A 23867-nucleotide genomic window follows, 5' to 3' on the forward strand; every position below is an offset into this window, starting at 1 on the left:
TAGGTGGGGCTATGCACCCCTGACGGCGGTTGGGTGATTAGCGTTCTACCGGGAAGTACTTTGTGCCTCTTGCGGGCGGTGCTGGCTTCATACCTCTATCAAGCCTTACCGCTGCCTCTGCCTCATCCCAAGAGTCATAGCGGTGTAGAACCTTCTGGACCTCCCTCTCAAGCCAAAGGGCCTTGCGTTCTTTTTCTGCCCTCTGCCTTGCATCGAAGCTTTGAAAGAAGGTCATAGTGGGGTCCAGCTCAAGCCACTCTCTGCATATTCTGCATTTAAACTTGGTGCGGGTTGAGCGCTTGTCTTGAAGAGCGTTGCACATGGGGCAGGGTAATAATTCAGGGGTCATGGTGTTACCTTTCTTAGATGAGTGATTCATGGAAAAAGTACCCACCAGCAACAGCAATCCACCCCATACAAACCCACCTCAACACTGACGCCAATACAAAAACTTTAGGCGTGCGTATAGCTGCACTTAGGCCAATGCATTTGGCGGTGAATACAGTGTGTTTAAGGCCCCTTTGCAGAAGCCTCAGAGGGTATTGGGATGACGGGGAAAGGACTACGGTGCTGGGGAGTATATTGGTACAGGTGTACCTATTGTTTAGTACCCAAGAGAATGGGTACCAAAGGTAATAAGCGTATTAGAGCGCTCTTTAAGTGTTGCTTTAATTGGTTGGTACCTATCGAAGATAACCAACCCTATAAGGTGTAGCCTGAAGAGTACACTGAGCCAAAGCTTGAGATTACTTAAAGTGTTCCTCAGTGGGAGACTTCAGGTCTATTACTCTTGTGTGATCTACTATGGTGTACTGTAGTGTGGTCTACTCATAAAGTAATCTGATCTACTCTTATGTACTATTCTTTACTCTAATAGCTTACCCATTGGTTAAGGGTGGCTTAAAGTTGACTAGAACCCATCGGCCTCCTCTGCCAACTCTGCTTGCTGGTCGGCCTCCTTATTTGCTTGCTTTACCGCTGCTCCTTTCTTTCCATTTCTTACTGCCCTCTCCCTCTTCTCTTGGTTATCGGCTGCTTGAGCATCCAACTCAGAATGACGGTAAGCGGTACGGTCTTCGCTAAGAACAAAGAACTCTGCAAGCACGGCCTCAAGATCGGCTTGATGTTCCGGGGAAAATTGACCAATACGGGAGAGCTTAGCCAAGTCAGAAGGCAGGACTCTTTTTGCGGACCAGTAGATGGAGTAAAGCTTGATGTATATGCCGAGCTGCTGGGGTGTCAGCCCTAGGGTTGCGGTGATGAAGTCAGAAGTGTTGAAACGGATGTAGAAGTCATTGGTTTTAGGTGCTGCCATAGGTGTTCCTTTAGGTTCGTTGAGGGATAGATAAGGTGTATAGGACACATGCGCATGAATACAACGGCATCAGTGCGGCTTGGTCATACTAAAGAGAGGGTATATACGGGGAAAACCATCTAACCATTTGATAGTACTTAGCAATACCACCGTTCACGGAAGGTCTATCTGATTCCCAAACACTCCATTATGTAAGCCACCCTTCAATAATGATTGAGTCAACAGGACAGGCGCACTTTCTCTATACGGAAGCGAGGGTTTAACCCCCCGTACCCATTCATGCCTATGATTCAAAATAAGAAAGCGGGCTAAATAGTCCCATTGCAGGACAAAGAAAACCAGCAGCCCTATACAACCCCCACCAGCACTCTGGATATTGCGTTATAGCTCGATTGCAGAAGCCTTAGACAATCGTTCTATACGGTCAAGGCTGACAATCAGCCCAAAAGCGTACACTTCCCAAGACCATACCCCCGGTACTGACTGCTGATTAGGGACTGTGAAGTAACGACTCAAGGCTTTCATGAAGAACCCCCGATGCTGGCTTGCTGCTACCTCCAGCCCCTGAGCGTTTCGTTTGTGGGGTACATACTCAGAACGTCCTATCCATGCTTCGTACTTACCAAGCTGAAGGAAGGTACCTGTACCCAGTGTTTCTATGGTGAAGCGAGTAGAGAAGAGAGAGATGGAGATAAGCATAACGTGTCCTTATGGTGGATGTAGGTACCGCCCAATGCGTACCTTAAGGACACAGATATTATACCCCATCGGGGACATTTACAACCCCAATGGGGTATTACCGTAAACGGAGGGGTTTACTTTATTGCAAGCTTGTAGACCGGATGGTTATCCAACTTCAGCAGCGCCAGCTCCCACACAGCAAAGGGCATCTGACGGTAATCATCGGAAGTAACAGGCTGAAGCCACTTGTCCACCGTGCGCTTAGAGGCATGGAGTAAATCAGCAAACTCAGCACGAGTTAAGCCACGTTGCTTGATAAGAGTTTTAATATCGTCAGGGGAAGGAAGGCTCAGGGATGGCTGGGTTTGCATAATCGGTGTTAGGTTAGAGGGAAAATCCCCACTGGGGTACTATACCCGAAGGGCCATTACCTGTGGGCAAACCTATTCGATAGATAGCTTAGTGTCACCCCGATCAACCTCATAAACCCAGACCATTTTCTATCTTGAAGATAGTTTTTTCCCCCGTCCTCGGGAATTTCCTAGTTTCAAACTAGTTTTTTCCGTTTCATCCACCTCTGCATTCTGAAGTGATTGGGCGACCTCGACTCTTAAACCTAGTTTCAAACTACATTCATCCGTTAAATCCACACCAGCCCTTGTGAGAGCGTCCTCAGTGAATCTAATTTCAAATGATATTTGCTTCCTTCGCCCGCCTCTGAAACAAACACCGGACGTGAACCCGTAAGCCTAAGCCCACCTTAGTCTTGCGGCTCGGCAAACCTAAGTTAAACTGAGCTTTGCCTTAAGGCGACACACCTGCGTCTTTCAATACTGACAGCCACTCCCACATGTGCTCTACTATTGCGAGGGGAGGCTCTTTGCAAGCCATGGCAATATCAGATGCTCCTCTATTCTCCCGAAGGCTCTTGAGGCCATTGAAGCTTGTTAATGGACATTATCTGTTGCTGAAGCTGGCTTTTATAATGGACCGTAATATCCCATAAAGCAGAGTCTATTTGATTCTTTCGATAAAACTCATCATAAGCTCGTGGGGACAGATAGGGACCTAGTTCTTTTAAGAATTGGGACGTGAATGATTCTGCGCCAGGGGGCTTGAGGAGATTAGGATCAGCGCTAACTCTACTTCGCAATGTGTCGTATTGCTCTAACGCAGATTTGCGTAATTTTTCTGACTCTTGTCCGATTAAGTTAAGTTGTGTTACGAGGAATGCCCGATCTGACTTTGTAAGAGAGTCAATTTCATAGGTTTTATCGAGCTGAGTAAGTAAGCAAGGGGGGACTTCTTGAGTTAGAACTGCTCTCCGGTCTGCATTTATTTCTTCTTCGCTAGCCCCAGGCCCTAGTGGGCGAGTGAGGAGACCAGTACACTTAGCACCCGCTGAAAAGATAAAACCCTTTATCACAAATCTCCTTAATTTACCGTAGCTCTCACCTAGAGCTTTGCGCGTCGCCTTGAGCTCAACCTCTTTTTTTGCAATTTCCTCATCTAATATGGCCTTTTGATATAGAGGTATGACAGTGTAAAAATAACCAAACGCAGCCAACAAAAGCAGTCCGAGTTGGGATAGGTGGCTTAGCCTGGATAACAATAAATCAATTCGATAGACTTCAGACTTTAATGTTTTGGGCCGAGATCGAAGTGATCGCTTTCTAATAGTTAATTGCCTTACAGGTTTCCTCATTTTTTTGGTCTCGCTCTCTCAAGATTGGGGCCGTTTGCGCTATGTACCCTCTGCCCTACCACGCTCTAAGTCCGTACTGCGAGAAAGTGGAAGTACCTTATCTATATTATTTATCGGCAGCAGATACGTATAATGAAGCGGACTGCTACCCCCCTTCTTGCCACCTAATGAATAACCAAAAGCTTTTTGAGTTTTACGAGAAGCTCTATTTCCATGAGATGGAAGTCAGAGAGAGGATCGTCACCCGTTTGCAAATGCCGTTTGCAATTTTGCTATCCATACTGAGCTTATATGCCTATATGCTACAAGGTGTAAGCATTGCGCCCAATGTTTCAGTTGCTTTCTTTGGTATCTATGCCCTGGTGAGCATAGGCCTTTTTGCAAAAAGTGTGTTTCACTTCATTAGAGCTTTCCATGGATCGCAATATGAACTTATTCCAACTGCTAAAGAATCAGAGCAATACAGAGCGACTCTGACCCAACAGTACAAAAGTTATGATGGTACGGACGGATACGAGGATTGCGATACTCTCGTATCGAAATATTTTGATGCGTATCTATTCGAGCGGTATGTCAGAGCATCCACAAATAACGGGGAAGCAAACGACCGAAGGGCTGCCCATATCCATGATTGTATTTTTTACATTATAGTTAACAGCATCCCATTGCTTTCGATGTTTCTGACATTTAGCCTATGCGGGATTAATAAAGCAGATATTGATAAAGAGCTGCAAGTGAAAGTTACAGCTCCGATAGAATTAAAATCTAGCCCATCTCTGTCCGATCAGGGACTACAATCTAGTGCTCCAGCCATCTCCCACTCTGAACTTTTGGAGAAGTTAATGAGCAACCAGCCTCTTCCACCACCACCGCCTCCTGCCGAACCTCCAGAACCAAGATACCTTAGGGAAGGTGTGGACCCTAAACTGCAAACCCCACCATCTAACAAAGAGGACAAACTAAAATGACTGATCCTAAAAACCCGCCGCCACCAGCACCCGCTCAACCACCTGAACCTAGATACACTAAGGATAGCCCTAAGCCTCAAAAATAATAAAGCATCGGCGGGGCTTTCAATACTCCTGCCTCTCCGATTGCTTTGACCCATTCCATTCAATTAAGGTATTCCCTCAGTACCAATCAAATAACGCGCTATGGCTCGATTGCAGAAGCCTTAGGCCAATGCCTAAAGGTCAGATAGCTCCATCACGGATACTGATCACACTTGCTCTGCTGATTCCATAATCCCTAGCGACAGCCGACACTGAGTCATTCCTAGAGAGTCGCTCCAAGATTTCCTTGCGCTGAGCTGCGCTGGTCTTAGAAGGCCTACCCTTCGTTTTCCCTTCAGCCCAAGCCCTTGCCTGTCCCGCCTTAGTACGTTCAACAATGAGGGTACGCTCCATCTCTGCAACCGCCGATAACATGGTCAGCATTAGCTTTCCAGCGGGAGAGGTCAGATCGGTATTGCCTAGCTGGAGTACCACCACCCTCGCCCCCATATCTTGCAGGTGCCTCACGGTCTGGAGTACATCGACGGAATCACGCCCCAAGCGGTCAATCTTAGAGACTACCAAGGTCTCCCCTTTGCGTATCTTATGGAGCATCTTGGAGAACTGAGGACGCTCAAGAGCCGGAGTCTTGCCGCTAACCCCTTCGTCAGCAAACCAGTATTCATGCTCAATGGGGTACCCTGCATTGCGTATCTCAAGTAACTGATTGTCTGCTGTCTGTTCGTCGGTACTGACGCGCCCGTATGCGAATACTTTGGAGGTCATTGGGAAGCCCTGAGGTGTTAGAAAGTGATGTTAGTATATCAACACCTGTTGGAAATTGAAATACATACTTTCTAACACAGCGCGACTGACGATTGGGAGTGGTGTTGGAAAACGGTCACTTTATGACACTTATGGATGTGCTCCGGCAACACTCAAAAAATCAGCAATAGATGTTGTATCATTGGCACTCAGGCATAGCGAGTGCTAATCCTGAAAAGAAAAAACCGCCCAAGGCTGCAACCAAGGACGGCTTTTGCAGAACCTCATCATCTGGCGAGGTCTGCACCCTGTATCGAACGAGGGACGATCACAATAGCTGATTCTTCATGTGTTAGCAATTGGACGTACCTTAGGGTTCTGCGCCAGTACAACGCCATTTATCCTAGGAAAGGACACATCATGGCAAACGGCAAGAAACCGGGTACTAACACCGGAAACAAAGGCGGTATCTTCCAAGAGGTAGGGCCAAGAGGAGGGCTGCATCCGCGCTACGTAACAGTAGCGGACAACAAGCCATTACCTCCAACCTCCTCCCGAGGTAGCACTTGGATACCAACTCATACAACCCCGAACAGCAAGAGATAATCGGTAAGGTGTGAGCTAGAAGGGGCGGCTTAGGCTGCCCCTCTTAAGTAGTATCAGTTCGACCCCGGCTCCGGGCACTGAGAAAGAGTGAGCATGAGGTGTCCCCTTAGGACAGCCTCGAGAAAGCATAGGGGCCAAGGGGGGATGAATCGGCACGGCCACCAGCGTATAGGGTTTCACATTTTTGCATTGAAATAATCCGGCCTCAAGGAACACTCAAAACCGACCGCAACATATCCCAGCAGCACCGCGAGCGAGGGAGCGAAAATTCCCTCTTCCCACCTACTCTTCACCCACGCCGCAACAATGGGTTACAGCTCGATTGCAGAAGCCTTTCAATCGTTTTCAGAGCCTTAGCAAAATGACGTGCTAGAGTTAGATGTATGCTCTCCAAAGATTTGTATGGCGAAAGAGATGAAGAGAACTCACAGCATTTTGTTAATTATCTTGATGAGTTGCGCTGCTGTTGTGGCGTGCGTATTCAGCTACCTCCTATACTCTCCAGCGGACCTGATAGGGAAAGCGGTATTATTCTTCGTCCTCCCGCTTCAATGGATAGGAGCATATCTGCTCGGGTACCGGATATATGATGCTCCAGGAGCGCTAGAACCAAACGGCCCTCAGTTCTGGAGAAAGTATGCTTTAGTGCTGGGGATATTTCTCTACTTTGTAGGGTTTTATGAAGTTCTATACAAGGTATCTTAGAGTGTCATTAGAAGCTCAGAGGAGATTGCCTCACACGCCCTTCGGCACAGAGCCTAATCCCCAAGCCTTCCAAGTTTAGCCGCCCTCTCTGCAAAGCCTTGCATACTTTTAAGCTCCTTAAGCTTTAAAGTAGCACAAACCAGCATACCGTTGGGCTGAAGGTAATAATCATCAAGATGAGAGGGAGCCTCTTTTGACAATGGGAATGCCCAAAGAAGCCCCCCAAATAAAAAGCGAAAGCAATCGACCCCACCCAACATGGTCTTTAATGGTTGCTCAATAATATCGGTAATCACAGCATTGTTATCAACAACACTGGACATCACGCAACCGTATTCCTTAGAGAGTCCTGGGGTTTCATTTAGGAGCATAAGCCGTAACGGCTCGGCATGATCTCCTAAGTCGACTGCGCTAAAAAAAGGCCCTTTCGCTACATGAGCACGCCACAAAACCGAAAGCTGGAATAGCTTGAACTTGTGATAATCAATGCCCGCCAGCTTAACGCCTATCCCTTTGATCGTTTCGACAACTGTAATAGAAGCTTTCTTGCTACCGGTTAATGCGTGCCTAGCGTAATCTTCCCATTTAGAAATTTTTATCTCGCAATCAGAACACAGCATATGCTCCCAAAGGCCTTTTTGAATATCTCGGTTCTCAACTTCAGGTTTTGCAGAGACCATCTCAATCCTGTGATCATCGTCATACAAACTTTTGTATATGAACTCGGGGATGATATGGGACCTACATAGCTCTCGCTCATGCAAACATAAGGCACAGACCCCTAACCTTTTCTTACTAATCATCATTCTCTGAAGTAACTGGAAGCGATACCTACTAACATTTCAATGTGCTCTAATATATTAGACTGGATTGAGATTGGAGCCTAGGGGCAGTAAGTTGACATGGGAGTCCTTTTTTCCAAACTGACTTGATCATTATAAGAAAATCAATTGCTCATCATTCATCCAGCACTTTCGCAAAGAATTCAATAACATAGTTAGAAAAGTTGGTATCAATATAATCAACCACATCATTGCACTTGAAATACGCTCCCATCTGGTTTTAGTGACTCGTTCACCATCGAGAAGCGCTGTATCTGACTTACCTTCAAAATCGAAGGAGCCTTTATCATTTTTGCCACTAAGTACTCCATCTTTCATATACAGCCAATTTGATTTTCTTTTTTCCTGTTTTACGCTATCAATATAAAGCTCGTCAAACTCTCCCACTATTGACAACATATTAAGATCGCCATTACCCACATAATTATTAAATTCATCTTTCGGGATATCATTTACTTCAAACCATCCACTTAGACCATGAATATTCGTCTGAGGAAATTCATTAATATCCTTTAATATTTTAATTTTCGGATACGAAATTCTGACCAATGCTGTTAAAAAAGGGCTTTGAGGATGTATTAACTGAGTTGATGAGGTTAATGTTTTGCATTCTAGAGCCTTATCAATTTCCAATGTGTCACTTACATTAAAAGTATAAGTATCCACCTTATCGTCAGCACTGATAGAAATTTTTCTTGAAACAGCACTTTTTTGATCTGCCAGAACTACATCAAATCTATACACAACCTCATCCATCCAGTCATTATGAAATAAATTTGCACCTTCTGGAGATATAAGATGGATTTCTAGCTAAACAAAAAATAGGCTCAAATGACCTTACATGGACAGGTGAGTATTTAAATATGAGTTTGGAAACAAAACATCCTTCAAAAACGGCTGAAGTCAGCTTGCATAAACCATCATTTGTTTTTTTAGTATAAATAGAAAAAGATCCCGCCCCGTCGTCAACTTGAAAAGTTGTTTTCGATGCATTAGCTTTATAAAAACTCGGTGTTTTCAAATTTCTAATGATTTCTTTTGTATTTTTCTTAAAGCATCCATCTAGTAAAAAGGGAATTTATACAGACAATATAATCAATTTTAAAATTGCTCCATCCAAGAGTAACAATAAACTGAATTTAATAAATTTCTCATTCTCATTATTTTTTTTAGCAATTGAACTGTAGTTCCCATGGAATGGTGGGGAGATGAACCCTGATATACTACTTGGTGTATTCCAAAATAGATTTTTCATCAATACAAATAGAGTAAGAAGAATTATTGAACCTAGCAAGATTGAAAACACAATATTAGAAATTTTGGTAGGGATTGAGAATAATCGACCTGCTTTATTAATAAGGTCTAAAATTATGCCCATACAAATAGCTATGACAGGGGAACCTGCAGCATTACATAAGTAACTTTCCAAGAGAGGTGACTGAAGCTTAGGGTACATAATGTAATAGTATGTATCGCTTACTGATAATGTTAAAAACACACCTATTGATAAAAAAATTAGTAATTTTCGTGTATTTTTATGTTTAAATGCGATGTAGCAATTTATAACAGAAAATGAAATAACTAAAGGTGAGTAGAGCATTTTTACCCAGTCTACAAATGAGCTGGGCTGTATACATGGGAGACATCCACCTGGTGGTATTAGCGAGTCATAGAGGGAGGAGGATTCGCCAAAAATAAGATTGATAAATATGATCTGAACATAACTACCAAAGGCCAAAATAAAGCCTAATATTATTCCCATTAAGATTGCGAGAATAAGACGATTCTTCTCTATTTTAATTTTTTTTATATTTATCATTATTCGATTATGAAACAAAAGTATGACTACAACCCTAACATTTAGCTAACATGTTTGGCCAAGGAATGGCAATCCTCTGAAATTGATACGAGTTTATATCATAAGGGGCTCTTTGCTGCACATTTCACCACTACCCCAAACCTTTATTCACCCGACTCTCTTTAGCTCCTGCCAACTCCCTATATAGTTCGGACTCTTGAAGCCCCTACGCATTACCCAGGCTTTCTCTAAGCCCTCCGAGGCCACCTTAAGCGTCCCCTTGGCATACTTGCTATTGATTCGATCCAAGGTCTCCATCAAGGCGTGAGCTTTAGGCGTTACCGCAGAGTAGCCTAGAAGCTCTTGTTGCTGACCTTCTTTGGGCAACAACTCCATCAACATCACCCCTGCCTTCTGATAGTAGATGCCGGGGCGGTAGATACGCTTCAGCAGCCATAGGGCCGCCTTGTTAATCTGCAAGGTGTTATCCGTAGGGCAAGGCAGCGCCACGGTACAGCTAGGTCCATAGTATTCAGCCTTATCGAAGGGGCTATTCTGAATGAAGATATACACCGCATTAGCGTAGAGGCCCTTGCTCCTGAGCCGCTGACCGGCGTTGCTCGCATGGTAGCTTATGGCCTCCTCAAGGTCCTTGAGCTGGTGGACTCGTGCCCCGAATGACCGGGAGGACATGACTTGCTTCGCCTCCGGTACCATCTCCTCCATCTCAATCAGCACCTCGCCGTTAAGCTCTCTCACGGTGCGCTCAAGCACCACTCCAAACTTATCTCGGACTCGCTTAGGGTCTGCCCTTTTCAATCGGAGTACATTCTCTACCCCTACCGTGGCAAGGCTGGCCTGTAAGCGCCGCCCTACGCCCCATACAGCGTCTACCGGGAGTTGCCCTAGGATAGCCTCAAGCTCACGCTCTGAGAGCGCTGTAAGGTCACACACGCCATCCCATTGCGGCTGCTTCTTAGCGCAGTGGTTGGCGAGCTTGGCTAGGGTCTTGGAGTGACCAAACCCCACGCAGATAGGTAACCCTGTCCAGTCTTTCACCGTCCGCTTTATCTCTTGGCCGTAGTCGGTCAGGTTACGAGTAATGCCCGTCATCTCAAGGAATGACTCATCAATGGAGTACACCTCCTGCCGGGGGGAGAATTGCCTTAAAGTGGTCATGAAGCGATTGCTCATGTTGGCGTACAGTTCATAGTTGGATGAGAACGGCACCACTCCCAGCCGGAGGGCCTCCTCTTCAATCTCGAACCACGGACGGCACATCCAGAGTTTCAGCAAGGCCTTCGCCTCTTTGGACTGAGCAACCACGCACCCATCATTATTGGAGAGTACAACGACAGGCTTTCCCTCTAGGTCTGGCCTAAAGACTTTCTCGCATGAGGCATAGAAGCTGTTAGCGTCTGCAAGGGCGAATACGCGCTTAAGCTGCTGCGCTGATGACATAGGTCACCACTCCCCAAATAATCAGCTCCTGGCCCTCTGTGAGCGTAATAGGGGTATAGGCGGGATTATCTGATAGGAGCTTCACCACAGGCCCACGCTTATAGAGCCGCTTAACCATCAACTCCCCCTCCACCATGGCCACGACTATGCTAGAGGACTTGGCTTTAATGGAGCGGTCTACCACCAACGTAGAGCCTTCAAAGATGCCCGCGCCAATCATAGAGTCACCGCTGACCGTGAAGAAGAAGGTAGCCGGAGGATTGCGCACCAGCCGCTTGTTAAGGTCCAACTCCGCTTGCTCATAGTCTTGAGCTGGAGAAGGAAAGCGGGACTGCCCCGCCCTCAGTGGAAAGTATTCATGATGGCTAGCTATTTTGTACGTTCGTACACTATAGGTCATACAGCCGTGAGTAGTCCACAAGGAGATGCAATGAATAGGCTTTGAGTTGAATCGATGAAAACTAGGGTACTGCCGAGGATATAAATCGAGGGACTTTAGGTGTTGCTTAAGGGGTCGAATTGAAGTAAAAAGAGAGGTGGAAGTTAAACCAAGAACACAGAAAAGACACGTAAGTGATTGAATCCTTGCGACTCTGGAAGACCAGCTTCACCTAAATCCAGTGCGTCTACCAATTCCGCCACTTTCGCCATGATTTGGGCCGATTGCAGCATCCGGCGCTTTGCTTGCCGGAGGGGTAGCTTTGCAGCACCCGCAATCAAAATTTCAGTGTTTAACCCCGCATGGGGAATAAACCATTTTTATAAAAGAGTGCCATTGTAGCTCACTCCTGCCGCGCAGAAAACTACATCGTGCAGTATCAGCAGGCCTTGCATTGACAGCATGCAGCACAAATAGCATGATGCAGAGGCGTTCTGATTGTTCTGCCCTTCAGGTCAGGGCTGGATCGCATACTATTACCACGGTTACTTAGGATTCAAACAACACCATGCACAGCACTATTAATCAAGACGAAATCAACATGTTGCGCTCGGAGCTCGAGCTGCTGATGCGCGAGCGTCATGCATTGCTCAAGGTCGCCGGTGCCGCAGCAGGGCTGATCGCGGAACTTGACAGCCATGATCTGCCGCAAAATACGGTGGAAGCCGCTGAGTTGCTTGCAACCAGCATCAACAGCCTCAACGAAGAAACCCTCCAAGACGCGCTCACCTCCGTTCACGCTGCCATCGTCGAATAACGACGGAATACCCCACTCGCAAATTGCCCAGTTCTGCCTTGCCATGTAATATCCTGCGAGGTGGAGAGGGCAATGCATTGATTAAAATAAAAACAACCAAAGCCGCAACATGCGTTACTTTATTGGCCGGATTATGGCTGATTCCCGGATGCGGCTTTCAAACATATAACGCAAAACCACTGGACGCGCGCGCCAGTGCCCAGCGCTACCTTGCCCATCAACCTGATAGCCCCGAGTTCAGACAGTTTCTGCTCGACAGCGGATACCCCGAAACGCAGATTCCTGTTACCGCATGGGGCATGCGTGAACTCACCCTCAGCGCACTTTTTTATCACCCTGACCTGGATCTCGCCCGGGCGCAATGGCGTGCAGCCCAGAGTGCCGAGTTAACCGCAGCCCAACGGCCCATTCCTGGCCTCAATCTTGATAGCGAAAAACATAGTGACCACGCCGGCGGAATTTCGCCGTGGACATATGGTTTGAGCATCGACATTCCCATCGAGACAGGTGGCAAACGCCAGGCACGTATTGACCGGGCTGAAAGTCTTTCCGCAGCGGCACGGATAGAGATTGCGCAAACAGCGTGGCAAGTACGAAGTCGCGTACATCAAAGCTGGCTTGATTTCCGCTATCACTCGCAGTTGCTTGCCTTGCTGCAACAAGAGCTGAAACTGCGCGATGAAACCACCGCCATGCTGGAAAAACGGCTGCAATCAGGGATGGCCTCCTCTATTGAAGTCACCAATTTCCGCGTGTTACGCCAGAAAACCCAGCAAGCCATCGAATCTGAAAAAGGCCGCCTTGCCGAATTGCAAGCCGTGCTTGCGAGCAACAGCGCCCTTCCCCTCACGACGTTCAAGCAGCTCACCTTGCAGCCGGCAGCCTTTGATCAGGCATCTCCTCTTCCCCCTGAAACACTAACCAGCCTGCGGGATGCCGCCATGCTGAACCGGCTGGATTTGCGTGCCGCGCTGGCACGATATGATGCCGCCGAGGCCAAGCTGAAACTGGAAATTGCCCGCCAATACCCTGACCTGACAATGACACCGGGCTATAGCTATGACCAGGGCGACAAGATCTGGTCGCTGGGTATCTCGGCGCTGATGACCATGATTAACAAAAACCGCGGATTGATTGCCGAGGCAACAGCACTGCGCGATGTTGAGGGCGCACAATTTCAGGTATTGCAGGCCAGCATCATCGCTGAGCTGGAGCGCGCCGAAGCCGCTTATGCAGCGACATGGCAGGAACTGGCACGGGCCCGCGAGTTCGTCACGACAGCGCAAGCGCTGACACGCCAGATACAAAGGCAATTTGCCGATGGATATGCCGACCGGCTCAGCTTGCGCACCACCGAGCTGGAAGCCTTGCTTGCCAGCCAGCATTTGCTGGATGTGCAATACAAGCTATACCAGGCCCTGGCAGCCCTTGAGCAGGTGGCACAGCGACCACTGCTCGATGAAAACAACATGCCCGAAAATCTTAATCCGCTGCTCGCGCAGCCCAATTCCTGATGCAAGCTGGAGTTATGCATGAATCGTAAAATCATCACCATCATCAGCCTGCAGGCCATTCTGATCATCACCATGTTCTGGGTGATTGTGTTCTACGGCAAGGATGAATACGAGGCATACACGCGGGAGCAGGAAGAGGAAATCGAAAACCCCAGCCGCGTCACCACCGAGCATGGTGCCACCATCGTTACCCTCAACGCCGAAGCCCGCCAGCAGAGTGACATTCAACTGGGCAAGGCACGGCCTGCCCAGCAATCAGCCCGCCTGCCTGCGCTGGGTAACGTGCTGGCGATCGATGGACTGATTGAACTGCGCACCCGCTACATGGCATCGCGTGCGGACGCCCAGCAAACCCAGGCATCGCTGCAAAATACCCGACAGGAATACGAGCGGCTGCAGCAACTCAACCAGGATGACCAGAACGTCTCCATACGCGCGGTCATGGCGGCAGAAGCGCTATATAAAACCGACCTGGCCAAACTGCAGGCGGCCAATACTGCATCACGAAATGCAGAAGATGCGCTGCGCCAGCAATGGGGAGCCACGCTGGCGACAGAGGCTACCAAAGACCGTAGCGCGCTGCTGGATGCCTTGTTGAGCTACCGCGAGGTGCTGATACGCATCACCCTGCCTTTTGATGCGCCTGAGCCTTCAGCCGGAAGCCATCTCAGCCTGACGCCCACCGGCAGCAGCGGGCAAGCTGTGCAAGCCAGCTTTGTTTCCATTGCCCCGGTTAGCGATGCCGGCCTGGCAGGCAAAACCTATTTCTACCGGGCCAGTGCTTCGGCCTTGCGATCCGGCATGCGCGTGAGCGCCAGCCTGACGACCAGCCAGGCCCATAGCGGCATGCTGGTACCCGCCAGTGCCGTGGTTTGGTATGGCGGCAAGCCTTGGGTTTACATACAAACAGCGCCTGACAAATTCAAACGCTTGTCGATCGAAGGCGCCGCTGAGGCAGAAAATGGCTGGTTTGTCGCCGGCGTACTGCAGCCGGACAGCGTCATTGTGGTGAGTGGCGTGCAGCTTTTATTGTCAGAAGAGTTGCGCTATCAGATCAAAAACGAGAACGAGGACTAAGCATCTTGAACCTCGCCGCCGTTAAGCCTGATTTATCTGGCTCACCCTTCGTTGGCCCCACCCTCACGAAGGGAATGCTGCCATGATGTCCGCGCTCGTCCGTTTCTCCATCCGCTTTCATGGCGTGATCATAGGCCTTGCCAGCCTGATGGTGATCTATGGCTTGTATAGCCTGTCGCGCAGCAATCTGGATGTATTTCCCGAGTTTTCGCCCACTCAACTGGTAATTCAGACCGAGTCGCCAGGCATGTCGGCCAAACTGGTGGAATACCTGGTCACCCAGCCACTGGAAAACACCATCGCTGGGACAGTAGGCGTTGACAAAATACGCTCGCAATCCATCCCCGGCCTGTCGGTAGTGACGGTGCTGTTCAAACCCGGCACGGATGTCTACCGCAATCGCCAGGTAGTCGCCGAGCGTCTGAGCACGCTGGCCAGCCAGCTGCCGCATGGCGTCGTGCCTAACATCACCCCGCTCACCTCTTCGGCCAGCACGGTGCTCGGCATAGGCGTGACCTCAGACAAACGCACATTGACCGAACTGCGCACCCTGGTGGACTGGACCATACGTCCGCATCTGATGGCGGTGCCTGGCGTGGCCGATGTGAATGTGTTCGGTGGCAAAGTGCGGCAATTGCAGATCCAGGTGGATCCGCAACAGCTCATCCGCTACAACATCGGCCTGCAGCAAGTGATGGAAGCCGCGAGCAAAGCCACCGGCGTGCGCGGTGCTGGCTACATCGAAAACAAAAACCAGCGCATCATCATCAATAGCGAGGGGCAATCTTACACGCCAGAACAACTGGCTCAGGTCACCCTGCTGCATCGCGAGGGGCAAACCATACGTCTGGGCGATATTGGCAAGGTTGTGGAGGGAGAGGCACCTTCCATCAGCGCAGCGCAGATCAATGGGCAAACCGGCATTTACCTTTCTGTACAAGGCCAATTGGGCGCCAACACCTATGCGGTCAGCCGTGCGCTGGAAAAAGCCATCGCCCAGCTCGAACCCAGCATGAACCATGGGCAGGTCACGCTGCATCCCGCCCTGTTCCGACCAGCCAACTTTATTGAAACGGCCATCCACGGGGTGCAGAGCGATATCCTGATTGGCTCGCTGCTGGTCATTACAGTACTGTTCCTGTTTCTGTTCAATGCGCGCACCGCCTTTATTTCGGCTACCGCTATCCCGCTTTCACTGCTGACGGCCGTGGTCGTACTGCAGTTTTTTGATATCGGACTCAACATCATGGTCCTGGGTGGGCTGGCCATTGCGCTGGGCGAAGTCGTTGACGATGCCATTATCGACACGGAAAACATTTTCCGCCGCCTGCGCGAAAACCGTCTGCTGGCGCAACCTCGTGCCATCCATCGCGTGGTATTCCAGGCATCCATGGAAGTCCGCAGCTCGGTGGTGTATGCCACGTTTATCGTCGCCCTGGTGTTCATGCCGCTACTCACGCTCAGCGGCGTGGCAGGCAAGCTGTTTGCTCCGCTAGGCCTGGCTTACATCAGCGCCATCCTGGCCTCGCTGGCCGTTGCCCTGACACTGACCCCCGCCCTCTGCTACATGCTGCTGGGCAAGGCCAGGCTGGAAACAGAAGACTCGCCGATGATCCGCTTTATCAAGCGACATTATGTGCGCTTGCTGTATCGCATCGAGGCGCATTTCAAACTGGTCTTGCTCATCACGCTCAGTGCCATTGCGCTGGGCCTGGGTATATTGCCCTTGTTCAAGAGTCAGTTCATTCCCAATCTGCATGAAGGCCACTACATCATGCACATGACGGCTGTGCCCGGCACCTCCGAGCAGGAGTCCTTGCGCATAGGAAAAAAAGTCGCTGAGACCATCAGCAGCATCAAAGGCGTGCGCTCAGTGGCGCAGTGGGTGGGGCGTGCGCCAAATGCGGCAGACACCTTTGGCACACACTACAGTGAGTTCGAAATTGAGATCGGCACCGTCTCCGGAGAAGAGCAAAACCGCATTCTGGAAGATATACGCGAAAAGATTTCCGGATATGACGACGATGGCCCGACCCCTCCGGGTTTTGTGGGGGTGAACTTTGCCATCAATACCTTTCTGACCGAGCGCATTGAAGAAACTATCTCAGGCTACGCAGCCGCTCAGGTAATCAACGTGTATGGACGTGATCTTGATGCTCTGGACCGCGATGCCCAGGCCATTGCCACCGTGGTATCGCAGATATCCGGCGCAACCGATGTGCTGGTGCAGGCGCCGCCAAGCACTCCACAGCTCAGCATCCGCTTGCGGCCACAGAGCATGCTGCAATGGGGACTATCGCCTACAGATGTGCTGGACACCATCCGTCTTGCCTATGAGAGCCTGCCCATCTCGCAGGTGTATCAGGCAAACCGCGTGGTCGGGGTCAGTATTGTGCTCGAGCCTGAAAGCCGTCAGCGCATCCAGCAAATCGGCAACCTGCCGCTGATCAATAACGAGGGTCGCCTGCTGTATCTGCGCGATATCGCCGATATTACTCAGGAAAACGGGCGCTCCAAAATATTGCACGCCGATGCCAAGCGCATCCAGACCGTGACTGCCAATGTGACGGGACGCGACATTGAAAGCTTCAGCGAAGAAGTCAAAACCCGCATACGGGATGAAGTCGAACTATCGCCCGGTAACTACCTCGCGTTTTCTGGCGAGGCGGAAGCCCAGGCACAGTCCCGTGAAGATTTGATGGTGCACTCCTTGCTGGCAGTCGTCGGTATTTTCCTGATGCTCTACATTGCCTTTGGCCAGCTGCGCAATCTGCTGCTGACCTTTGCCAACCTGCCGTTTGCCCTGATTGGGGGCGTGATTGCCGTGATACTCACTGGCGGCTGGATCTCGCTAGGCTCACTGGTTGGGTTTGTTACCCTGTTCGGCATTACCTTGCGCAATGCCATTATGCTGGTCTCGCACTACCAGCATCTGGTCGACAAAGAGAACATGGTATGGGGCCTGGAAACCGCCATTCGCGGAGCATCCGAACGCTTGCCATCCATCCTGATGACCGCACTGGTGACCGCATTGGGGCTATTGCCGCTGGCAGCCGGTAGCGGCCAGCCCGGACGCGAAATCGAGGGCCCGATGGCGACTATTATTGTGGGTGGCCTGGTCACCTCCACCCTGCTCAACCTGCTGATCTTGCCCACCATCATGCTGCATTTTGGCCGCTTCAAAAAAACCAGCATGGCATAGGAGCAAATATTGCTTGATAAAACGACGTATGGAATTTCTCCCTAAAAAAAACCAGGCGCGGTTTCGCGCCGTCAGCATTGCCATTTCAGCCTTTTTCCTGCTGGACCTGGCCTTGCTCGGCACTACCTTCCTGCTGTCAGACCAGGTCAAGGAAAATGCCATTGTCATCAACCTTGCCGGGCGCCAGCGCATGCTATCCCAGCGCATGGTCAAATGCCTGTTGCAACTGGAACGTGCGCCTTCGGATGAAAGCCCCAGACAGGCCAGCCTGCAGGAGCTGGAACTCACCTACCAGTTGTTTGATAACACACTCCGAAGCTTTATCGAGGGCGGCACGACCATTGGGTCCGAAAATCTCCCGCAAAAAGTAAGCAAGGTAACCCAGCCCAAGGCACGTCTGTTGCTGACGCAGGCGGAGGCCCTGTGGTCACCCTACAGGTCGGCGATAGAAAATCTGCTGGCTGACCAAACCATGGATAGCGCCAAGCTCAATACTGCCGTTAGCCTGGCCCTGCAACAAAATCAGGAACTGCTCCGATTGATGAATCAATTGACAGGCAGCCTGGAAGCCAATGCCGTCAACAAAACCAAGGAAGTGTACTTCCTGCAGACCCTCATGCTCAGCATGGCGCTACTCAGCTTTTTATTGGTGATGCTATTGATGAAGAGTGAACTGAAGCGTGCCAACAAGCAGCGGGAAACCCTGGACAAGATTATCGACACCATCAATGCCGGCATCCTGATTCTGGATGAGCATGACAAGGTGCATGCTGCCAACCAGCCCGCAGCGCAGCTTTTTGGCTATGACGACAAGCAAGCCATGCTGGGCCTGCGCAAGGCGCACCTGCTGTTTGAGTGGGATAAGCAGCTACTGGGCAGGCGGCAGGATAGCGCCACCTTTTATGCGGCCATGCAGGAGTCCGACTTTCCTCTTGAAGAAAGCCCGCTGAAGGTCGTGACCATCTCGGACATCAGCCAGCAACGCTCGGTGGAGGCATCTCTCAACAAGCTGGCTTACTATGACGCGCTCACGGGCTTGCCCAACCGCCTGCTGTTTGAAGACCGCTTGCATCAGGGCATGTTTGCCTGCAAGCGCCAGGGCAGCAAACTGGCGGTGCTGTTTGTGGATCTCGACAAGTTCAAAGAGGTCAATGACAGCTTTGGCCATCACATCGGTGATCTGCTGCTGAAGGAGATTGCCAGACGTCTGCGCAGTCAGTTGCGGGAAGAGGATACCGTATCGCGGCTTGGCGGCGATGAGTTCGTGATTTTGCTGAACTCCATCAGCTGCGTTGAAGACAGCGAGAAGGTCGTGCGCAACCTGCTGGCGGCGTTACGAGCCCCATTTACCACCGAATCCGTGACCCTCTATCAGGAAGCCAGCATCGGTATCTGCATTTATCCCGACCATGCGCAGGATGAAGCCACCATTGTTAACAAGGCCGACCAGGCGATGTATATCGCCAAGCGCGACAGTCAGCGGCACTATGCTTTCTTTTCAGAAATCGACGCCGCTGAGGCCTGAGATTTAATCGTACTTGATGTACTTGAAGCGTGGGTCGTCGTTCGGCGTGCCTTCCAGCGCCCCGCCCTCCTTGCCCGGCTGCCACTGAATCACGGATTCGATTTTGGCGGCCAGCGTCCAGTCCTTGTCGGTGATGCCTTTGGCACTGTGGGTGCAAAGCTTGACGATGACAAAGGCATAGGACACCGTTAAATCAGGATGATGCCAGGCGGCCTCCGCCAAATGGCCGACGGTATTCACTACCATCAGGGTCGCTTTCCAGCCGCTGGTCTTGTATTTGCGGCGAATCCAGCCATCCTCGTAAAACCAGTGCGGAAACTCGGCCGCAATTTTTGCCTGGATTTCAGATTCGCTGTACACGCGATCCTGGGTATTAGGTGTATCCACGAGATCACTCATGATTGAATCTCCTTGTCGATGAAAAATGCGGCCACTGCACCGCGTGCGGATTTAATTCCAGGCGCAACGCACAGCCACGGCGCCCTGCTGCAATTGCTGCAAGGAATCACCCTGCTGCAACACATGGGAATCCTGCTTGTGGACGACCCAGGTCTTGAATGCTTGCCCGACGACATAATCGCCCAGATGTGTGTCGACCAGGCCATCCTTCACCAGGCGCTCCAGTGAGACTTCGCTGGCCTCTGGACGGTCCGACTTCACCAGCAACAGGTGCTCGGCACCAAGCCGACTGGCAAGCCAGGCAGCAAGGCTATCAGACGTCACATCCCAATTGGTGGGAATCGCCTCGTCTGCGCACACCATGCGCGACGGCAGCCACACCAGGGCACGATGCTGCCAGCCACGCTCGGCTATCTCCAGCTCGCTGCTGGCAGTCACCAGCGCAGGATTAAGCCCAGTGAGCAGGATGCCATACTGGTCCATGGCCATTACCGCCATCTGATGGGCGACGGGGTCGGGAATGCCGGTTTTGGTCTGGGCACTGCGCACGGCATCGGCAAACACTCCGCCCCCGGGCACGATAATGAACTTGCCATCGCTGTGCTGCGCAATCATCTCCAGCCATTGCGGCAGCTCAGGGGAGCCCAGCAGGCTACCGCCCAGTTTAATCACCCACATATCACCCTGCTTTCTGAAAATGTGCGACCAGTTGCAACATGGAAGACGCCTTGTCCCAGGTTTCGCGGTACTCTTTTTCCATCACGGAGTCGGCGACGATACCGCCCCCGGCCCAAAAGCGCAGACTGTTTTCAGAGAAAACGGCAGTACGGATGGCAATATTGGTATCCATATTGCCATCAAAGCCCATGTAGCCAATGGCCCCGCAATAAACGCCGCGGCGATGCGGTTCCAGCTCTTCGATAATTTCCATGGAGCGCAACTTGGGGGCTCCGGTAATGGAACCGCCGGGAAAACTCCCGCGTAACAGGTCCACCGCTGTGGTGCCCGGCGAAAGCTCGCCGCTGACCGTGCTCACCAGATGATGGACATTGGAGAAGCTTTCCAGCGCAAACAGTTTGTCTGCCCGCACCGAGCCCACGGCGCAGCTCTTGCCGATATCGTTGCGCAACAGATCGACGATCATCAGATTCTCGGCCCTATCCTTGAGACTGTGCTGCAAATCGTCAGCATTGCTCTTATCCTGTTGCGGGTCTTCCGCTCTGGGCCGGGTTCCCTTGATGGGGCGCGTTTCCACATGCCCATCTTTCACCTGCAGAAAACGCTCAGGCGAGCCAGACAGAATCTGCACCTGCGGAAAATTCAAATACGCCATGAACGGTGCGGGACTATGCGTGCGCAGGTAACGATAGGCTTGCCAGGCATCACCCTTTGCTTGCACCGAAAAGCGCTGCGCAAGGTTAACCTGGTAACAATCGCCTTCGTGGATATAGCGCTTGATACGATGAAAAGCCTGCGCATAAGCCGCTTCATCCAGATTGGATTGGAGCGCGCTGCTGACCTCAAACGTACCCGCGGTATCAGGTAATGGGGCTTCGAACAGTCGACAGAGTTCAGCCCAGGTCTGTTCGGTGGAGGGGTGACGCTGATGCGAAACCAGCCAGGCCGCCTGCTCGCGGTGATCCACCACCAACGCCCAGTCATAAATGCCCAATTGCAATTGCGGGATATGCTCTGCATCCTGCGCGAGCTCTGGCAGCGTCTCCAGAGTGCGCCCCAGATCATAGCCAAAATAGCCAATGGCCCCGCCTTCAAAGGGCAGTTGCCCCGGAGGCGTGGCGGAAGCCGCCAATATCTGATTGATCAGGGCAAAGGCATCCTCATGATGATCATGGCTACCTGCATCATCCGAAATCGTCGTCACGCCATCTGTCGTCGTTATACGGATATAGGGCCGCGCTGCCAGGATGTCGTAACGGCCATAAGCACTCCCCGGCTTGCCGCTGTCCAGAAACACCGCCCACGGCTCATGCGCAATCCGCGCAAACAGCACCGCGCTATCGGGCGGATAAGGAATGGCGTGCTTAAGCATGCTGTACCGCCAGGTAAGCTACCGCATATGCGGGCAGACAAATGGCTGCCCAGCGCTGTACATCTTCATCCACCGCTTGTATCAGGGTCTGCACTTCAATGTATTTCCTGTGTAATTGTGCCGCCAGCTCAGCGACCAGAAAACGTCCGGCACCCGCGCCCACCATCGCGCCAAATGCGGTTTGTGGATGCAGGGATGCGCTACGCAAGAGCGCTTCGCGCAAGGTATCCAGCTGGGCATGCTTGAAGGCATGCGCCAGCAACAGCCAGGCCTCGGCTTCAGCATCGCCCAGATCGTGGCCTATCATGCGTGCCAGCCTGCGGGCGCTGTCTGCCGGGGTTTTGCCTGCACCATCCGCAGTGGCCGCCATGTCATGGGCCTCGTCCAGATCCCCTGTAAGACGGTAAACATCCGCCGTGGTTGCAAAATGTTCGGCGGCAAGCGCGTAATACTCACCACCGAAGCTGATGCGAGGCGTCACGGCCATGAGCGGCGTGCGCACCACGCCCGTATAAACCAGCTCACCCGCCCGCATGCGGGCAGCATCGCTGTAGCCGCGCGGTGCCGGTTTTGAGGAAACCAGCGAGACAATATCGGCCGTCGTGCTGCCAATGTCCACAAACACCCCGTGCTCGACCTGACGTGCCACAAAATCGGCACTGGCCAGCCAGTTGGCAGAGGCGACGTCATTGGCGTAAAAAGACACATCGGCCAGGGCAATAAACCCCTGACGGCCTGCGTAAAAGCTGAGCTTGCCTATCAATTGCTGACTTAACACATCGGCAATTTGCATGACACCGCTCAGCCGGTCAGGAAAAATATCGGCCAGCTCGCCGGTCATGGTGACCACATGCTGCTGCGGATAAGCCGGTAGCTGATCCAGCACCTGGTGCACGGCGGCGGACAATCGGTCCAGACCCTGCCAAATGGGGCATGCCACCTGCACCACGCGCAGCGCGACCCCATCCGCATTCAGCAGGGCTGCCTTGAGATGGGCACCACCCACATCCCACCCCAGCGTAAGGGGGCGATCTGCCATCAGATTAGACATGAGTAGAGACTTCCACGAGATGACGGTTGATCGGAGGTAAACTAAAGTCAGGATTATAGAACAAGTCCATGATCAGGCGCGCCGGATTAAGGCCTGTGGCGGCTTGCAGCCCCACGTACGAGGTCGTCAATCGCGGATTCACTTCCAGTATGTGCAAAGCCCCTGTCGCGGTCACGATCACGTCTACTCCCACATAGCCGGCAAGGTCTGGCATGGCCTGGGCAACCCCTTGTGCCAGCTCAGCAAAGGCTTGCCAATAGGCAGCCATGCCATTCAGCACGCTGCCTGCATAGGCAAAGCCTGCGTAAGCGCCCTGCTGTTTCAAGCTGATGTCTTGGCGATTGCAGCTCAACAACCAGGCTCGCCCATGCAGACAAAGCATGGACAGACTTGCGGCCTCCCCTTGAACATAGGCTTGAATGGTATGGGAGGCATGGTCTTTTATCCAGTCGGCGTAAGATGGCCAATCCTCAAAATAATAGGTCTCTTCCGCACCGGCCCCATCGTCCGGCTTTGTCACTAACGGAATAAAGCGTTCAGCTGTCAGTGTTTCCTTGTTCAACGTGGGCACCACAGTCAATCCCGCATCACTCAAGAGACGCAGGGTGGCGGACTTGCTGCTAGCGATTTGAATGGCACTGCCGGGATTGCCCAACACTCGCTTGCCCAGCTTTTCCGCCATCAGGGTCAAGCGTAGCAATATGCCTTCCGTTTCCGGCGCGATCAACCAGACCGCGTCGACCCCTTGCATGGCGGCTTCCCATATATTCCAGGGGTCATCATTCACCCACAGCACTTCAACTTCCGCATATGGACAAGGAACACGGGTATCACAGGTGAGCACAATCTGCAGGTCAACCAACGCAAGCAAATCAGCCAGCAAGGCGTCCCGCATCATCGTGCCTTCCTTAGCCAGCGACGGCGGCAAAGGCGTACGGTATAATCCGCCGCCAGTGATATATTCACATACCAGTATCTTCAAA

22 protein-coding genes are annotated in these 23867 nt (G+C 51.4%); 7 read left to right on the top strand and 15 right to left on the bottom strand.

The genetic code is table 11. The annotated features are described in order from the left end of the window. Positions 1 to 37: 37 nt before the first annotated feature. From MPQ_RS07565 to MPQ_RS13565, 5 genes are all read right to left on the bottom strand, one after another. Positions 38 to 349, bottom strand: coding sequence for a hypothetical protein (locus MPQ_RS07565; RefSeq protein WP_041362166.1), 312 nt, complete (start codon positions 347 to 349; stop codon positions 38 to 40). Between the two features lie 561 nt (positions 350 to 910). Then, entirely contained in the window at positions 911 to 1315 is a 405-nt protein-coding gene (locus tag MPQ_RS07570) for a YdaU family protein (RefSeq protein ID WP_015830155.1), read from the bottom strand. Between the two features lie 381 nt (positions 1316 to 1696). After that, the gene (locus MPQ_RS07575; RefSeq protein ID WP_041362168.1) at positions 1697 to 2014 is read right to left on the bottom strand and encodes a hypothetical protein; all 318 of its coding nucleotides are present in this window, start codon (positions 2012 to 2014) and stop codon (positions 1697 to 1699) included. A 116-nt stretch (positions 2015 to 2130) separates the two neighbouring features. Continuing rightward, a complete protein-coding gene (locus tag MPQ_RS07580; protein ID WP_041362170.1) occupies positions 2131 to 2367 on the bottom strand; it encodes a DNA-binding transcriptional regulator in 237 nt (78 codons plus the stop codon). 539 nt (positions 2368 to 2906) lie between these two features. Then, positions 2907 to 3566 (bottom strand): hypothetical protein, encoded by a 660-nt coding sequence (locus MPQ_RS13565; RefSeq protein ID WP_148225273.1) that lies wholly within the window; start codon positions 3564 to 3566, stop codon positions 2907 to 2909. A 302-nt stretch (positions 3567 to 3868) separates the two neighbouring features. Between MPQ_RS13565 and MPQ_RS07590 the strand changes: the two genes are divergently transcribed. Next, positions 3869 to 4669, top strand: coding sequence for a hypothetical protein (locus MPQ_RS07590; RefSeq protein WP_041362171.1), 801 nt, complete (start codon positions 3869 to 3871; stop codon positions 4667 to 4669). A 225-nt stretch (positions 4670 to 4894) separates the two neighbouring features. Here the strand turns inward: MPQ_RS07590 and MPQ_RS07595 are convergent, their stop codons facing one another. The 3 genes from MPQ_RS07595 to MPQ_RS07610 all read right to left on the bottom strand — a co-directional run bounded on the left by MPQ_RS07595 (position 4895) and on the right by MPQ_RS07610 (position 8355). Then, positions 4895 to 5479 carry a recombinase family protein gene (locus MPQ_RS07595; RefSeq protein ID WP_041362173.1) on the bottom strand — a complete coding sequence of 195 codons (585 nt, stop codon included), beginning with the start codon at positions 5477 to 5479 and terminating at the stop codon, positions 4895 to 4897. Positions 5480 to 6822: 1343 nt separating this feature from the next. After that, positions 6823 to 7449, bottom strand: coding sequence for a hypothetical protein (locus MPQ_RS07605; RefSeq protein ID WP_148225274.1), 627 nt, complete (start codon positions 7447 to 7449; stop codon positions 6823 to 6825). Positions 7450 to 7704: 255 nt separating this feature from the next. Next, positions 7705 to 8355, bottom strand: coding sequence for a hypothetical protein (locus MPQ_RS07610; protein ID WP_148225275.1), 651 nt, complete (start codon positions 8353 to 8355; stop codon positions 7705 to 7707). 464 nt (positions 8356 to 8819) lie between these two features. Here MPQ_RS07610 and MPQ_RS13895 point away from each other — a divergent pair, with 464 nt between their 5' ends. Further along, a complete protein-coding gene (locus MPQ_RS13895; RefSeq protein WP_148225276.1) occupies positions 8820 to 9032 on the top strand; it encodes a hypothetical protein in 213 nt (70 codons plus the stop codon). 545 nt (positions 9033 to 9577) lie between these two features. On the opposite strand, the gene umuC is transcribed toward MPQ_RS13895, so the two are convergent. After that, a complete protein-coding gene (umuC, locus tag MPQ_RS07615; RefSeq protein ID WP_013442324.1) occupies positions 9578 to 10870 on the bottom strand; it encodes a translesion error-prone DNA polymerase V subunit UmuC in 1293 nt (430 codons plus the stop codon). Further along, positions 10848 to 11270, bottom strand: a complete 423-nt coding sequence (locus tag MPQ_RS07620; RefSeq protein WP_049821888.1) for a LexA family transcriptional regulator — start codon at positions 11268 to 11270, stop codon at positions 10848 to 10850. Before MPQ_RS07620 ends, umuC begins: the two co-directional genes overlap by 23 nt. A 547-nt stretch (positions 11271 to 11817) precedes the next feature. Here MPQ_RS07620 and MPQ_RS07625 point away from each other — a divergent pair. From MPQ_RS07625 to MPQ_RS07645, 5 genes are all read left to right on the top strand, one after another. Continuing rightward, positions 11818 to 12066, top strand: a complete 249-nt coding sequence (locus MPQ_RS07625; RefSeq protein ID WP_013442325.1) for a hypothetical protein — start codon at positions 11818 to 11820, stop codon at positions 12064 to 12066. A 122-nt stretch (positions 12067 to 12188) separates the two neighbouring features. Further along, positions 12189 to 13580, top strand: a complete 1392-nt coding sequence (locus MPQ_RS07630) for a TolC family protein (protein ID WP_238525287.1) — start codon at positions 12189 to 12191, stop codon at positions 13578 to 13580. An 18-nt stretch (positions 13581 to 13598) separates the two neighbouring features. After that, positions 13599 to 14657, top strand: coding sequence for a hypothetical protein (locus MPQ_RS07635; protein ID WP_013442327.1), 1059 nt, complete (start codon positions 13599 to 13601; stop codon positions 14655 to 14657). Between the two features lie 82 nt (positions 14658 to 14739). Further along, on the top strand, positions 14740 to 17859 hold the full coding sequence (locus MPQ_RS07640; protein WP_013442328.1) for an efflux RND transporter permease subunit: 3120 nt from the start codon (positions 14740 to 14742) through the stop codon (positions 17857 to 17859). A 28-nt stretch (positions 17860 to 17887) separates the two neighbouring features. Beyond that, positions 17888 to 19384 carry a diguanylate cyclase domain-containing protein gene (locus MPQ_RS07645; protein ID WP_013442329.1) on the top strand — a complete coding sequence of 499 codons (1497 nt, stop codon included), beginning with the start codon at positions 17888 to 17890 and terminating at the stop codon, positions 19382 to 19384. Positions 19385 to 19387: 3 nt separating this feature from the next. Here the strand turns inward: MPQ_RS07645 and MPQ_RS07650 are convergent, their stop codons facing one another. From MPQ_RS07650 to MPQ_RS07670, 5 genes are read right to left on the bottom strand one after another with little or no spacing between them, the layout of a single operon-like run. Beyond that, positions 19388 to 19783 carry a 4a-hydroxytetrahydrobiopterin dehydratase gene (locus MPQ_RS07650; RefSeq protein WP_013442330.1) on the bottom strand — a complete coding sequence of 132 codons (396 nt, stop codon included), beginning with the start codon at positions 19781 to 19783 and terminating at the stop codon, positions 19388 to 19390. Between the two features lie 51 nt (positions 19784 to 19834). Beyond that, on the bottom strand, positions 19835 to 20461 hold the full coding sequence (locus MPQ_RS07655; protein ID WP_013442331.1) for a uridylate kinase: 627 nt from the start codon (positions 20459 to 20461) through the stop codon (positions 19835 to 19837). Position 20462: 1 nt separating this feature from the next. Next, the gene (pabB, locus tag MPQ_RS07660; protein ID WP_013442332.1) at positions 20463 to 21833 is read right to left on the bottom strand and encodes an aminodeoxychorismate synthase component I; all 1371 of its coding nucleotides are present in this window, start codon (positions 21831 to 21833) and stop codon (positions 20463 to 20465) included. After that, the gene (locus tag MPQ_RS07665) at positions 21826 to 22884 is read right to left on the bottom strand and encodes a hydantoinase/oxoprolinase family protein (RefSeq protein WP_013442333.1); all 1059 of its coding nucleotides are present in this window, start codon (positions 22882 to 22884) and stop codon (positions 21826 to 21828) included. Before MPQ_RS07665 ends, pabB begins: the two co-directional genes overlap by 8 nt. Continuing rightward, positions 22877 to 23866, bottom strand: coding sequence for an ATP-grasp domain-containing protein (locus tag MPQ_RS07670; RefSeq protein ID WP_041362714.1), 990 nt, complete (start codon positions 23864 to 23866; stop codon positions 22877 to 22879). Before MPQ_RS07670 ends, MPQ_RS07665 begins: the two co-directional genes overlap by 8 nt. Position 23867 lies beyond the last annotated feature (1 nt).

Source organism: Methylovorus sp. MP688, assembly GCF_000183115.1.
Lineage (GTDB): Bacteria > Pseudomonadota > Gammaproteobacteria > Burkholderiales > Methylophilaceae > Methylovorus > Methylovorus glucosotrophus.